Genomic DNA, 12,617 nt, shown 5'->3' with positions numbered 1-12,617 from the left:
CATCCATGAAAATTGTTTCTAACATTGACAATCTACAAATAATCTACCAAGACAATCATATTATTGTGATCAATAAGCGTGTTGGAGATATTGTACAAGGGGATAAAACCAATGATAAGCCATTAAGTGATATAGTAAAAGACTATTTGAAAAGAGCCTTTAATAAACCAGGAGAGGCTTTCTTAGGTGTAGTACACCGTTTAGATAGACCTACCTCGGGTATTATTGTCTTTGCTAAAACATCTAAAGCACTGACTCGCTTAAATGAATCCTTTAAAAACCGAGATACCCAAAAAACATATTGGGCAGTGGTGAAGGATGCACCTCCTAAAACAGAAGATGTTTTAGAACATTATTTAGTTAGAAATCCCAAAAACAACACCTCTAGAGCTCATGCTAAAGAAGTGAAAAATAGCAAGCAAGCTAAATTGAGTTACAAAATATTCCATCAATTCAAGAAATATTCTGCTTTAGAAATTGATCTTCACACAGGTAGACATCACCAAATTAGAGCACAATTATCTTTTATTGGATGTCCTATAAAAGGTGACTTAAAATATGGCTTTGACAGAAGTAACCCAGATGGAGGAATACATCTTCATGCTAGAAGTTTGACTTTTATTCATCCAGTAACCAAAGAAAAGCTTACCCTTAAAGCAGATCCACCATCCGATGTACTTTGGGACCAAATAAATAGCTAAAAAGCAAAAAGGGCTACTTACAAATAGTAAGATAGCCCTTTTATATTTTGTTTATTCTTTAGTAATCTTTGGAAAATTACTTCTACTATACTCAGACCATGATCCCACATAAAGTGTTGGTAAATCAAAACCTGCATGCACTAAGGCCAAAATAGTATGGCAGGCTGTTACCCCTGAGCCGCACTGAACATTAACTTTATTACATCCCTTTACTACACTGTGATATAATTGTCTTAAATCTTGCTTACTTTTAAAATTTCCCTCTGCATCTAAGTTTTGATCAAAACAAATATTCACTGCCCCGGGAATATGTCCAGCTAGTAAATCAATTGGTTCGCTTATTCCATCATAACGAAAACCCTGTCTTACGTCAATTAAAACATTATCTTTTTTATTTTGGTTATCTACTATTTGGTCTATTTCAATAGTAGGCCACATAAATCCTTTAAGCCCATAAGGTGCTACTTGTTGGATTTCTTCCTGTTGGCTTTGCATTGCAATACCATACTTTAGGGCTCCTTGGTAACCACCATCTAAAACATAGCTTTGTGTGTGTCCTACACTTTGGAGCATCCACCAAAAACGGCTTGCTGCATTTGCTCCCCCTTGATTATCATAAATAACCACCGTACTATTCTTTGTAATACCCAGTTTTTGAAGTGTTTTTTCAAATGCTTCTATACTTGGTAAAGGATGTCTTCCACCTAAAGAAGCATCTGTTACTGGACCACTCAAGTCTTCATTAAAAACAAATCTTGCTCCTTTGATATGGCTTTGTAAATATTTTTGATAATCTTTCTCACTTGCACTTGCATCAAGTACTACTAGTTCCTTGGTGGAGTCTTGCATCCAATTAGATAGCTCTTTAGGACTTATTAGGGTATTATAGTTCATAGGTTTTAGGTTTAATAACAAAAGGGTAAATTACTACTTTTTTATAAGTTGTTACTATAAATGAAAAGGTTTTTCATCCTTAATAAAACCCAGAATACAAGCCTTATAGGCAACTATTACCTTACCTTGGGAAGTTCCTTTAAAATAAGAAGCTGCTTTTGAAAATTATCCTTGTCTTGGGAGTTGGTTAAATCAAAAAGTCCCTGTCCAACTGTAACCATAGATTCTTCTGGCAAGACTTTCCTTTGCACAATAGAATTGGCTAAAAAACTAAAACTATAAGTATCGTTTTGCTTAAGTTTAAAATCCATTCTGACTATACCATGGGGAACATTGATAAAAAAGGGTAATACTCTATTTAAACTATTGTGAAAACTCTGGCTTTGATAAAGCCTAATTTGATAAGGTATAAAAAAGCCTTTATCGAAATTTTCCGGCTTTAATACATAGGTAGCCACCTGAGCGGGATAACCTAAAATAGAAGTAGAATCTCTTTGAATTTCTTGGGTATAATTGGCTAGATCTATAGAATACTGCATTTCTCTTATAATCGGTGTTTTAAGTGAATAATGGGCATTTATAGAAGCTTTTAATCCCAGTTTTGAACCTGTATAAACATATCCTTGCTCCAAGAGATCATTATATTTATTCTCCTGTTTAAAGGTTAAGGCCTCCCCTTTATAGACTGCTTCATAGCCAGCGATATAGATCTGGTTTTTCATAAAGGGAAAATATCCAACATCTTGCCAAAAATCAGGATTTTCAGTGATAAACTTTTTCAAATAAACACTATCTGGACTTTGATTGTAGTAGGAATCTTTTACATAAGTAGCATTATTGGCCATAAGATCTATAAAGCGCTGTACTATTGTATCACTAATTACTAAATCATAATATAAAACTCCTTGCTCAAAATCCGTTTTCACAGGGTTCTTTGGTTCACTAGGTTTATTAGATGGAATAATCATAGTGGAAGTAGATTTAGCCTTATTACAGCTGTATAGCGCACAAGACAATGCAATAATAAAGAATATAAAATACCTGTTCATGAGAGTGAAATTAAAAAATAAAGGTAATAACATTTTTTGCAATCCTCATAAAAAAAAGCTATTGTAAATAAGGCTAATGAGCAACAAAAAAGGACTATGCAAAACATAGTCCTTATTCCCTTTAAAAACTAATAAAAAAGTCCCCACTCTTTTATTATTAATCTCCAATAAAAAGATTACCTATAACCTTTTGTATGAACAGCATATGCAATATAGTAAAAATCCAAATACATCACTATTAAATATAATCTTTTACATAAATATTATTAAATACATACACATTGCATTATTATTAATATAAAAAATAAGAATTATTTAAAAACATTAACATATAAACACTACATCAAGAATAAAATACCATTACCCATTGCTTTATAATACAAGGGCAACTTACTTTAACAAACATTAAAAGGTGTAATAAAGTATAAGGAACCGATAAAAACTATAGCCCCATTATATTTCTAAAAGAAAAGTAAAGTATTACTAAGAAATCAAACGGATTTATTAGGAGGAGTTTTTATGAATATGGACAAAATAAGACCTACAGCAATTACTATATTTATAATAATGTAAACTGTTCTACTAATATCAAAAGAGTAGAATGGTTGTAAAACTAAAATCAACCCTAAATAGGTGCCCATTTCTACTAATTTCTTATTGACATGAGAATTATAAGCTAGAATACTAAAGGCTACCACAACTACAAAACTTACAAGCCGATAAAAGTCCGCTGGCATAGAAAAGGTAGTTAGTAATAATAACACAGCCACAAATAGTTTAATTGCTTTTTCCATAGCTATTCTCTTTTAGAAGTAGTACTGTTAAAGATAATAAAAAAAAGTGTTGCTTTTACCTTAAAAATCAAAGCTACAGAACATTAACATTAATCTACTATATTCTTTTTCTTTAAAATTAACCCCTTATATGGTATTTTAAAGAAAAACCAAATATTTAAGATTGTATCTTAAAGCAATGTGGGAATACGCTATCACAGGCTAAGTGTAGAATATTTATTAACATGTTATTGTAAGCCATAAAAGTCTATTATCTTTGCAATAGATATAATTGTAATAAAATCCTTTAGAATATGAACAAAAACAAGGAAGAGTTTGCCCAAATTAAAATTACTTATCAAAGTGAAGTATTAGAAAAAGAAACTCAGGAAATATTTTGGGGGATTCCTATCGATAAAGAGAAAGGATTATTTAAAATTGATAACATCCCATTTTATGGTCCTGATTTATCATGCGAGGATATCGTTTATGCAACACCTACAAAAACTCCTAATCTTTATACTTTTGAACATGTATATGAGTATTGTGGTAATAGCACTATACAAGTCATTGTGGAGTCCGATAAATACAATAAAGAAGATTTATACAATGAAATACTTTATGCTCAAACAGAAATCGAATTAGTAGATGACTATTACTTTGTAATTAATGTTCCTTTACAAACCGATTATAAAAATGTTTATGCCATTTTAGCAGCTTTAGAAGAAGAGAAAGTAATCCAATTTGCGGAAGTTTGTCTTTCTCCAAAACACTCTAGTGATTTGCGCTAATTCAATTTAAAAATAAAAATGCTTTGTTATAACCAACAAAGCATTTTTATTTTATATCTATATGTCTTTACCTTAAAACTGGAAGTAAATAAAAGGTTGGGCTCCAGCTGTAGCCGTAGCGTAAACAACCCAGAAAACGAAACCTAACACAACACTTTTTACAAAAACAGGTGCTGCATTAAAAAGCTGATGAATAGGATTAAACCAATTTATTGGTATAAAATGCCAGATAAACCCTATTGCAATTAAGATAAAAGAACTCTTGTAAGAGGTTATAATAATAAGCCACGCCTTCCAGGAGAATTCCATTTTAATAATATTGTCGATGATATTTAAAGCAACCTCAAAGGAATCAGAACGGAAAAAGATCCAACAAAAAGTAACAAAGTGAAAGGTAAGAATTACACTAAATAAACGCCATAAAAAACTTGGCTTACTACCTTTGGCTCTTGGAAACAATTCCATCACCACTTTGTGAACCGCTAAACCCATCCCGTGTAAAGCCCCCCAAACGATAAACCTCAAACTAGCTCCATGCCATAAACCACCTAAAAGCATTGTGGTTAAAAGGTTGAAATTAGTGAAGGTACTTTTCTGCTTTTGAGGCGAAAGAAGTATAGTTAATCCAAATACAACAATACTACTTATTGCTACTACTAAAGGCCAAATACTATGGGAGTAATAATAGATACCCCATCCTAGAATTCCTATAAAAAACAAAGCTGGAAATAAATAACCTCCAAAACTACCCTTTCTATTTCCTCCTACGGAAATGTATAAAAAGTCCTTCAGCCAAGTAGAAAGTGAAATGTGCCATCTTCTCCAAAACTCAGTAATAGACATACTTTGATATGGAACATTAAAGTTGGTTGGTAAACGATAGCCCATTAATAACGCAATTCCAATGGCCATGTCAGAATACCCTGAGAAATCACAATAAATTTGAATAGCATACCCATAAGTAGCCATTAAGTTTTCAAATCCTGTATAGGTGTTTGGTGCATCAAAAACGCGGTCCACAAAGTTTACCGAAATATAATCAGAGATTACTGCCTTTTTTAAAACACCTCCTATAATAAGTAAAAACCCCTCATTTACCTGTTCTCTACTTACCTGTAGTTTAGCATAAATCTGAGGTAAGAACTCATTTGCCCTAACTATAGGTCCTGCTACTAATTGAGGAAAAAAGGAAATAAAGAATACATAATCTAAAAAGGTCTTAGTAGGCTCTATTTCTTTTCTATATATCTCGATGATATAACTAATGGATTGAAAAGTAAAAAAAGAAATACCAACTGGTAAGATAATTGCATCTAAATGAAAACTAGTGTTTGCTAAAACATTTACCCCATCTAAGAAGAAGTTGGTATACTTAAAATATCCTAACAAAGACAAGTTGACAATGATACTTAGGGTTAGTAATGTCTTTCTACGTAAATTGTCTTGGGTATTATATATAATATTGGCCAAATAATAATCCAATAAGGAAGAGCCCACTAAAACAATAAAATAATAACCGCTGGATTTATAATAGAAAAATAAAGAGAATAGTACCACATATAAAAGACGGATGTGGAATGTCTTTCTAATGGCAATATAAAAAAAGTAAAATACTATAAACATTCCTAAGAATAACCCGGAATTGAATAACAATGGCTCCTTTGCATTGAAAGTAAACCAATTTATTATTTCATTAGTAGTAAAGGAAGGTATTTCTATATTAAATAGACTCATTGTTTAATAAGCTTTTAGTCTTGTGAAATTGATCATAACTCTGTAATAAGGCTTGGTAGAAAAGCTCGGCCGAGTATTCGTATCCCTTTACGGTATAATGTACTAAGTCTTTTGCTAAATAACCATTTTGCTGAAGATTGGGAAGACCTAAAGTACCTCCTAAGTTATAATAAAGATCCCACAAAGCATAATTACTTGAAATCCCCTGTATAATTAACTCATTACTCAAGCTCGTTACGATGGTATTTGGATTAGATTTAGAAAAGTAACTCGGAGGAGGTGAAGTAAGCAATATATCCACTTGAGGGTTATCCAGTTTTATTTGCTTTAAAAAATTATTTACTGAATAAGTAAAATCTTCTACGCTCATCTTATCAAAAGCTTCATTGGTCCCCATAGATAAAATAATTAAATCCGGTTCTAATCCCTTTAACTGTTCAAAAAATAGAGGATACTTAGAGAAATCAGAATATCTGGCTCCATTAACTCCTATACTGTGATAGATAATCCCTGGAGAAGAGTTTTCCAATACAATCCCATTCAAATCATATAAAGAAAGATCCTCTTTTGGATATAGATAAACCTTACTTAAAGGTTCTTCAAAACTAAAATCATAGTAGCCAGTTTTTTGTTCGGCTACTAAAGGATTAAGAGAAGAGATATTCACCTTTACAGCCTGCATTTCTTTAGAGGGAATACTAAGCTTTTTTCCTGCCACAATATTATCGCTCTTTAGATTATTAGCTTTCTTAATTTTGGCAACTGTAGTACCATACTTTCGAGCAATGCCAGATAAGGACTCCCCGCTTTTTATGCTATGGCTAATTTTCTTGGCTACATTACTCACCATATTAATAGGCGTATTGGAAGTAGCAATATTAAATATCTGCTGATCAGAGGGAGTAAATACCTTTAATCTCGAAAAGTAAAACAATGGATTTCTCACCGAAAGTTCAACTACAGCATCTTTACTACTAGTAGATAATGCAATACCACTTAAGCCTACTTTCGCTCCATTGACAGGAAAAATATTTCTATAACTCTCCCAGGCAATATTCGAGGTATATTTTACATCACTATTACCATTGGTACGCGCTAATTTATAAGGGAAAGCAAAACCCATCCCTCCATTTCCAAAACGATTTTGCAATAAATTACGCATTTGCCCAGTAAAAAAATCGGCCTGTATATGAGAGTCCCCTATGTGCACAATATTAATTTTGCCTTGCTTTAAAGAATCTAGTATTTCTAGTTTGGAAAAAAACTGCTCTAAATGCTCGGCATAATAAATTGCTGGCTGCTCTGTTGAAGTGCTATCAAAATAGATTTGCTCTTCGTCATCTTTTATTGCTATGGTAGTAGCCTGAGAAAAAGCTAGGGTAAAACAACTAAAAAAAAGAACAACAAATAGGTGAAATTTATTGAACAAATGGCTTATTTTGGATAGTGATTTAATTTTCATTGGATACTTCTATTGTCAAAGAGTCCTTAGCAAGGGCTAAAGAATCTCTTTGCTTTTCTAATCGAATCTGTTTTTCTTTATTTTTTTTCTGCTCTTCTCTTTTACCTTGGTATAATAAATAACCTTGATCAATCTGCTTATACAGTAAATTAGCAACTTCTTTTGCACCTTTATAGTTAAAGTGTGTATAGTCCTTATTGGCTCTTGTAGGAAGCTCTTCCACCCATTCTACCATAGAACCTTCTCCTCCCATGGCCGTATACAGGTTGAAAAATGCAATATTGTTTTGCTCAGCATAGCGTTTTTGAGCATTAACTAGTGGAGTAACGGCTGAATCGCTTTGCATACTTGTTTCATATTTTGTTGCTTTATCTGCTGTTGAAATAACCAATATATCCGCTTTAGGGAAACACTGTTGTAAGTGCTTAACTACCCTAGACATTTGATTGGTATACCAAGAGTAATTATAAGACCCATAGTTTAAAACATTAGTACCAAAGTGCAAGATGATAAGATCGTAATGCAAATAGTTATCAAAGGAATTAATTAACCCTGTAGATAATAATGAGATAGGCAGACCTGAATTTCCTCTAGAGGAGAAGTTATCTACTTGTACTCCTTTACTACTTCCAACATTTATACCATAAAAGGCGATAGAATCGGCCTTTATAAAATTAACCTCTAGTTTTTTAACAGGACCTTTTACAAGCTCTAAACGATTAAGCCTATTATTGGGTTGTAATTGTTTTACTACAGTATCTCTATCAGCTATAATTTGAACACTGGCTATTTTATTATCCGACTTGCCATAATATAGGGTAGGACTGTATAAAGAGCGCATATGTTTAATCCCACCAGCAGCAATAGAAACCCAAGTGGGATTAACACTATCTTTTACAAAAAACACTTGTCCAGACACCCCAAAAGGACGTATAGGATTTCTGTTATTTACATAAGAAATAGTGTTCCAGTTATTGGAATAACGATGGGTAATAGAAGCCCTTGATCTACTAGACTCATTGGTCATAGGTACAAATCCCACACCGTTACCAGAAAAGTTCTCTTGGAAGCTTCCTCTTAAATCTTGTACAATCATATCACCATCTGTCATAGAGTCCCCATAATAAGCTATCCTAACAGACTTATTTGGATCTTGCTGTAGATTGTATAATTGACTGTAGAAGTACTCCAAATTGTCCATCCCATCTGTATTGGTAAAACCATTACCTCTAAAATCCTCTTGCCCCAAGAAACCATCTTTGCTCTTTGGACTTTGTTCCTTTTGCTCTACAGTAGTATCTTGGTTATTCTCAGAAGAACTCTGCTTTTGTGTTTGTTTACCACTAGAGGTATCAGGTGTAGTTAAGCTACTATCTTTATAATCGGCTACTGCTTGTAAAAGAAGGGAATCAATGACAACATTCTTATTTACAATTGGTTCTACAGAAAATATCTTATTGGGCAACTGGGCCTTAAAGAATAAAAAAAAGCCACTTGCCATAATGATTATGACAAGCGACTGATATATATAGGACTTTTCTTTTTTCACTTAAGTAAAATATTACATACGTTCAGGTACAGCAATACCTAAAAGTTCAAATGCATCTTTAATGATTTGTCCCACTTTTAGAGATAATTGTACTCTGAAAACTTTTAAGTCTTGTTCTTGCTCCCCTAAGATAGAAACAGTTTGGTAGAAAGAGTTATACTCTCTTACCAAATCATAGATATAGTTTGCAATTAAAGCAGGACTATAACTACGTGCTGCGTCTTGTATAACTGTTGGGAATTCAGCAACAAGTTTTAATAATTCTTTTTCTTTTGGATCTAATGCGATATTGGAGATAGTTTGGCTATAATCAAAATCACTCTTGCGAATAATAGATTGGATACGCGCATAAGTATATTGAATAAAAGGACCTGTATTCCCGGCAAAATCCACAGATTCTTCAGGATTGAATAATATTCTCTTTCTTGGATCTACTTTTAAAATATAGTATTTTAAAGCTCCAAGTCCAATTGTATTATATAAAGATTGTTTTTCTTGATCAGAATACCCCTCTAACTTACCTAAATCTTCTGATATAGTTTGAGCAGTTTGAGCCATTTCTAACATTAAATCATCCGCATCCACAACAGTTCCTTCTCTAGACTTCATCTTTCCTGAAGGTAAGTCTACCATTCCATATGATAAATGGTATAGGCTTTCTGCCCACTGGTATCCTAATTTCTTTAAAATTAAAAACAGAACTTTAAAATGATAGTCTTGTTCGTTTCCAACAGTGTAAACCATACCTGAAGTATCAGCAAAATCTTTCACACGTTGAATAGCTGTACCTAAGTCTTGAGTCATGTATACCGAAGTACCATCTCCTCTAAGAACTAACTTCTCATCTAAACCTTCATCTGATAAATCAATCCATACAGAATTATCTGGCTTCTTGAAAAACACTCCTTTTTCTAAACCTTGCTCAACGATATCTTTTCCTAAAAGGTAAGTATCGCTCTCAAAGTAGTTTTTATCAAAATTTACACCTAGGTTTTTATAACTTACAGCAAAACCATCATAAACCCACTGGTTCATTGTTTTCCATAATTCGATTACCTCTGGTTTGTTAGCTTCCCAATCTAAAAGCATTTGTTTAGCCTCTAAAATAATAGGAGCTTGTTGTTTAGCTTCTTCTTCTGTTAAGCCGTCGTCCTGCATTAAAGCATTTATTTGCTCTTTGTAAACTTGATCAAACTTAACGTAGTAATTACCAACTAATTTATCTCCTTTTAATCCTGTAGATTCAGGGGTTTGTCCTTGTCCAAATTTTTGCCAAGCAAGCATACTCTTACAAATATGGATACCACGGTCATTGATAATTTGTGTTTTATATACCTTATTACCAGCCGCCTTTAGAATCTCAGCAACAGAATAACCTAAAAGGTTATTTCTAACGTGTCCAAGGTGTAAAGGTTTATTGGTATTAGGAGAAGAATATTCTACTAATACTGCCTTTGAATTTTGGTCTAAAGGAACAAATCCAAAATGCTTTTGTGCTTTAATATCATTAAAGAAGTTAATATAATAGGTATCAGAAACCACAAGGTTCAAGAATCCTTTCACTACATTAAACCGTTCGATAATAGAAGTATTCTCCACTAAGTATTCCCCAATTTTGGTTCCTATCTCTACTGGATTCCCCTTTATTTGTCTTAAAAAAGGGAAAATAACTACCGTAATATCTCCTTCAAACTCTTTCCTTGTTCCTTGGTATTCAACTTTCTCTACGGTTACTCCGTATATGGTATGAACTGCCTTCTCTATCTGTGGAGTTAATATCTGATTTAATGTCATTTTTCTTAATTTTAATAAGAGACAAAGATAATTCATATTTCCACAATACAAGAACTCTACAGCGGTAATTTAGCTTTTATCCCAACAATTAACCACTATTTAGCTAGCATAACGCAAAACCAAGGCCTCAATCAAAAAAATAAAGGATAGCCTAGAAACTAAAAAAGCATAAAGTCTTTGCTCTTTCCAACTCTTCTAGAGCAATTGAACTAACCTTAGAACGGCTCATTCCTCCCTGTATTTTGTAAAAAAAGGCTTTCGGAGGCTGTAAAAAAATAAAATCTTTGAATGAATAGTTAAGATAAAAGTTTTATTTTTTGACCCCTAGTTATTTTCTGAAATATATCTCCAACTAGTCTGTAAAATTAACGGCAAATACTGCCTTTTTTTATAAAAGGCTACTTTATATCTCATTGCTGCATAACTACACTTACTTGTTAGAATGAGAAATGTTAGGAGATGTAATACTTAGGTTAAACAAAAAAATTATTTAGTCAAAAAGTAATAAATAACTCCCCAAATCAATACAATAAATAAACCAGCAAAAACATTGTTTTTCTGTCGTTTAAAATCTTTTTTCACCCCTATTACGTAGATAAGGTAAACAATAAAAGCAACTAATAGTCCTACTGAAATAAATGGATAAATCATAATTAGTAGTATTGAAAATAATGCCTTTCTAAGGTAAGAATTAAATTAATTGCTCACCTTTATTTTTGAAAATAAATTATGTTTTAGCTCAGAAAACTATTTGCATAACCATAGGTTTTGAGATTGATCCATATAGATTAACCAAACTATTTGCATAACCACAGGTTTTGAGATTGATCCGGATCAGGTACAAAACTTGGGGAGGAAAAGATAAAATAATATCTTTGTGTTATGATGGACAGCAAAGAATTACTAAAATTAATCCTACCAGAGTACTTGGTAGAGCATTTCAATATTACTAAAGTAGAGGAGTTAAATAGTCGTGTAGATATTTACTTTGAAGAGAAGAACGATTATGGAAATCAACTTGCCGATAGGCAGTTGATATCTAAAGGTTTCTACCCTATGGCTGTCATCGAAGATTTTCCTTTAAGAGGTAAATCAGTTAAACTACATGTACAACGTCGTCGTTGGACAGATAAAAACACAGGAGAAATTATCTCACGCGATTGGAACCTAATTGCACAAGGAACACGAATGACTCAAGAGTTTTCGGAGTTCTTAAAAAAAATTAGCCGATACTAAACTACTAAGCTGCAAGGCTATTGGTGAGTTATTTGGTGTAGATGGCAGGAAATTTCAACGTCAATACAAAAACAAAACCAGTGGCTTTAAAGAGTGGAATCAAGGCTCTCACGCTAAGGAATGGCTAATCTTCCCTAAAAACTTAACCTCAAAGCTATCCATAGATGAAGTCTGTTTATCTAAAGGAGAGTTATATACTATACTTACCTCTAAAGCTGGGCAAGGCAAGAAAAAAACTATTGTAGCGGTTATAAAAGGCACTAAATCAGAAACGATTATAAAACACCTTAGGCAGATCCCAAAATCCCTGAGAGATACTGTAAAAGAGATTACTTTAGACATGGCAGGTTCTATGAAACAAATCGCTAAGTCTTGTTTTGTAAATGCAGTTCAGGTTATCGACCGTTTTCATGTACAAAAGCTTGCTAATGAGGCGCTTCAAAACATCCGTATCAAATATAGATGGATAGAAATGGACAATGAAAATACTGCTAATGGCGAGGCTAAATCTCTCGGAACAACTTATACTCCAGAAGTTTTAGAAAATGGAGATACTAAAAAGCAACTATTAGCTAGATCTAGATACCTATTATACAAAAGCGCAGATAAATGGACCTTAGATCAAAAGCAAAGA

General features: G+C 32.8%; 12 protein-coding genes. 4 read left to right on the top strand and 8 right to left on the bottom strand.

Annotated elements, in window-relative coordinates:
* Positions 1–5: 5 nt before the first annotated feature.
* Positions 6–701 (top strand): RluA family pseudouridine synthase, encoded by a 696-nt coding sequence (locus ACYSNX_RS06940; RefSeq protein WP_461753955.1) that lies wholly within the window; start codon positions 6–8, stop codon positions 699–701.
* Between the two features lie 51 nt (positions 702–752).
* Here ACYSNX_RS06940 and ACYSNX_RS06935 read toward each other — a convergent pair whose 3' ends face one another.
* From ACYSNX_RS06935 to ACYSNX_RS06925, 3 genes are all read right to left on the bottom strand, one after another.
* Positions 753–1,595: a sulfurtransferase gene (locus ACYSNX_RS06935; RefSeq protein WP_461753954.1), complete on the bottom strand. Its 843-nt coding sequence runs from the start codon at positions 1,593–1,595 to the stop codon at positions 753–755.
* A gap of 116 nt (positions 1,596–1,711) precedes the next feature.
* Positions 1,712–2,644: a hypothetical protein gene (locus ACYSNX_RS06930; RefSeq protein WP_461753953.1), complete on the bottom strand. Its 933-nt coding sequence runs from the start codon at positions 2,642–2,644 to the stop codon at positions 1,712–1,714.
* Between the two features lie 491 nt (positions 2,645–3,135).
* Complete coding sequence (locus ACYSNX_RS06925) at positions 3,136–3,438, bottom strand: DUF6804 family protein (protein WP_461753952.1); 303 nt, start codon at positions 3,436–3,438, stop codon at positions 3,136–3,138.
* Positions 3,439–3,731: 293 nt separating this feature from the next.
* On the opposite strand from ACYSNX_RS06925, the gene ACYSNX_RS06920 reads away from it, so the two are divergent.
* Positions 3,732–4,208, top strand: coding sequence for a DUF4265 domain-containing protein (locus tag ACYSNX_RS06920; protein ID WP_461753951.1), 477 nt, complete (start codon positions 3,732–3,734; stop codon positions 4,206–4,208).
* Positions 4,209–4,280: 72 nt separating this feature from the next.
* Here ACYSNX_RS06920 and ACYSNX_RS06915 read toward each other — a convergent pair whose 3' ends face one another.
* The 5 genes from ACYSNX_RS06915 to ACYSNX_RS06895 form a co-directional block, all read right to left on the bottom strand.
* The gene (locus tag ACYSNX_RS06915; protein ID WP_461753950.1) at positions 4,281–5,942 is read right to left on the bottom strand and encodes an MBOAT family O-acyltransferase; all 1,662 of its coding nucleotides are present in this window, start codon (positions 5,940–5,942) and stop codon (positions 4,281–4,283) included.
* Entirely contained in the window at positions 5,929–7,404 is a 1,476-nt protein-coding gene (locus ACYSNX_RS06910; protein ID WP_461753949.1) for a LysM peptidoglycan-binding domain-containing protein, read from the bottom strand. The genes ACYSNX_RS06915 and ACYSNX_RS06910 overlap by 14 nt, the downstream gene beginning before the upstream one ends.
* On the bottom strand, positions 7,394–8,905 hold the full coding sequence (locus tag ACYSNX_RS06905) for a GDSL-type esterase/lipase family protein (protein WP_461753948.1): 1,512 nt from the start codon (positions 8,903–8,905) through the stop codon (positions 7,394–7,396). Before ACYSNX_RS06905 ends, ACYSNX_RS06910 begins: the two co-directional genes overlap by 11 nt.
* Before the next feature lie 60 nt (positions 8,906–8,965).
* On the bottom strand, positions 8,966–10,747 hold the full coding sequence (argS, locus tag ACYSNX_RS06900) for an arginine--tRNA ligase (protein ID WP_461753947.1): 1,782 nt from the start codon (positions 10,745–10,747) through the stop codon (positions 8,966–8,968).
* Positions 10,748–11,233: 486 nt separating this feature from the next.
* Positions 11,234–11,398, bottom strand: a complete 165-nt coding sequence (locus ACYSNX_RS06895) for a hypothetical protein (RefSeq protein ID WP_461753946.1) — start codon at positions 11,396–11,398, stop codon at positions 11,234–11,236.
* Positions 11,399–11,629: 231 nt separating this feature from the next.
* Here ACYSNX_RS06895 and ACYSNX_RS06890 point away from each other — a divergent pair, with 231 nt between their 5' ends.
* Both ACYSNX_RS06890 and ACYSNX_RS06885 read left to right on the top strand, forming a co-directional pair.
* Positions 11,630–11,983, top strand: a complete 354-nt coding sequence (locus ACYSNX_RS06890; RefSeq protein ID WP_461753945.1) for an ISAon1 family transposase N-terminal region protein — start codon at positions 11,630–11,632, stop codon at positions 11,981–11,983.
* A gap of 19 nt (positions 11,984–12,002) precedes the next feature.
* On the top strand, positions 12,003–12,617 hold a 615-nt coding region (locus ACYSNX_RS06885; protein ID WP_461753974.1), incomplete at its 3' end, for an ISAon1 family transposase.

Source organism: Myroides sp. LJL115 (assembly GCF_054871665.1).
The sequence above is the reverse complement of the archived record's forward strand: the minus strand, read 5'-3'. Positions and strand labels throughout refer to the sequence as shown.

Bases quoted from the DNA above. Each gene is read 5' to 3' on its own strand.
- ACYSNX_RS06940 (WP_461753955.1), top strand. From the start codon at position 6: ATGAAAATTGTTTCTAACATTGACAATCTACAAATAATCTACCAAGAC.
- ACYSNX_RS06935 (WP_461753954.1), bottom strand. From the start codon at position 1,595: ATGAACTATAATACCCTAATAAGTCCTAAAGAGCTATCTAATTGGATG.
- ACYSNX_RS06930 (WP_461753953.1), bottom strand. From the start codon at position 2,644: ATGAACAGGTATTTTATATTCTTTATTATTGCATTGTCTTGTGCGCTA.
- ACYSNX_RS06925 (WP_461753952.1), bottom strand. From the start codon at position 3,438: ATGGAAAAAGCAATTAAACTATTTGTGGCTGTGTTATTATTACTAACT.
- ACYSNX_RS06920 (WP_461753951.1), top strand. From the start codon at position 3,732: ATGAACAAAAACAAGGAAGAGTTTGCCCAAATTAAAATTACTTATCAA.
- ACYSNX_RS06915 (WP_461753950.1), bottom strand. From the start codon at position 5,942: ATGAGTCTATTTAATATAGAAATACCTTCCTTTACTACTAATGAAATA.
- ACYSNX_RS06910 (WP_461753949.1), bottom strand. From the start codon at position 7,404: ATGAAAATTAAATCACTATCCAAAATAAGCCATTTGTTCAATAAATTT.
- ACYSNX_RS06905 (WP_461753948.1), bottom strand. From the start codon at position 8,905: ATGGCAAGTGGCTTTTTTTTATTCTTTAAGGCCCAGTTGCCCAATAAG.
- argS (WP_461753947.1), bottom strand. From the start codon at position 10,747: ATGACATTAAATCAGATATTAACTCCACAGATAGAGAAGGCAGTTCAT.
- ACYSNX_RS06895 (WP_461753946.1), bottom strand. From the start codon at position 11,398: ATGATTTATCCATTTATTTCAGTAGGACTATTAGTTGCTTTTATTGTT.
- ACYSNX_RS06890 (WP_461753945.1), top strand. From the start codon at position 11,630: ATGATGGACAGCAAAGAATTACTAAAATTAATCCTACCAGAGTACTTG.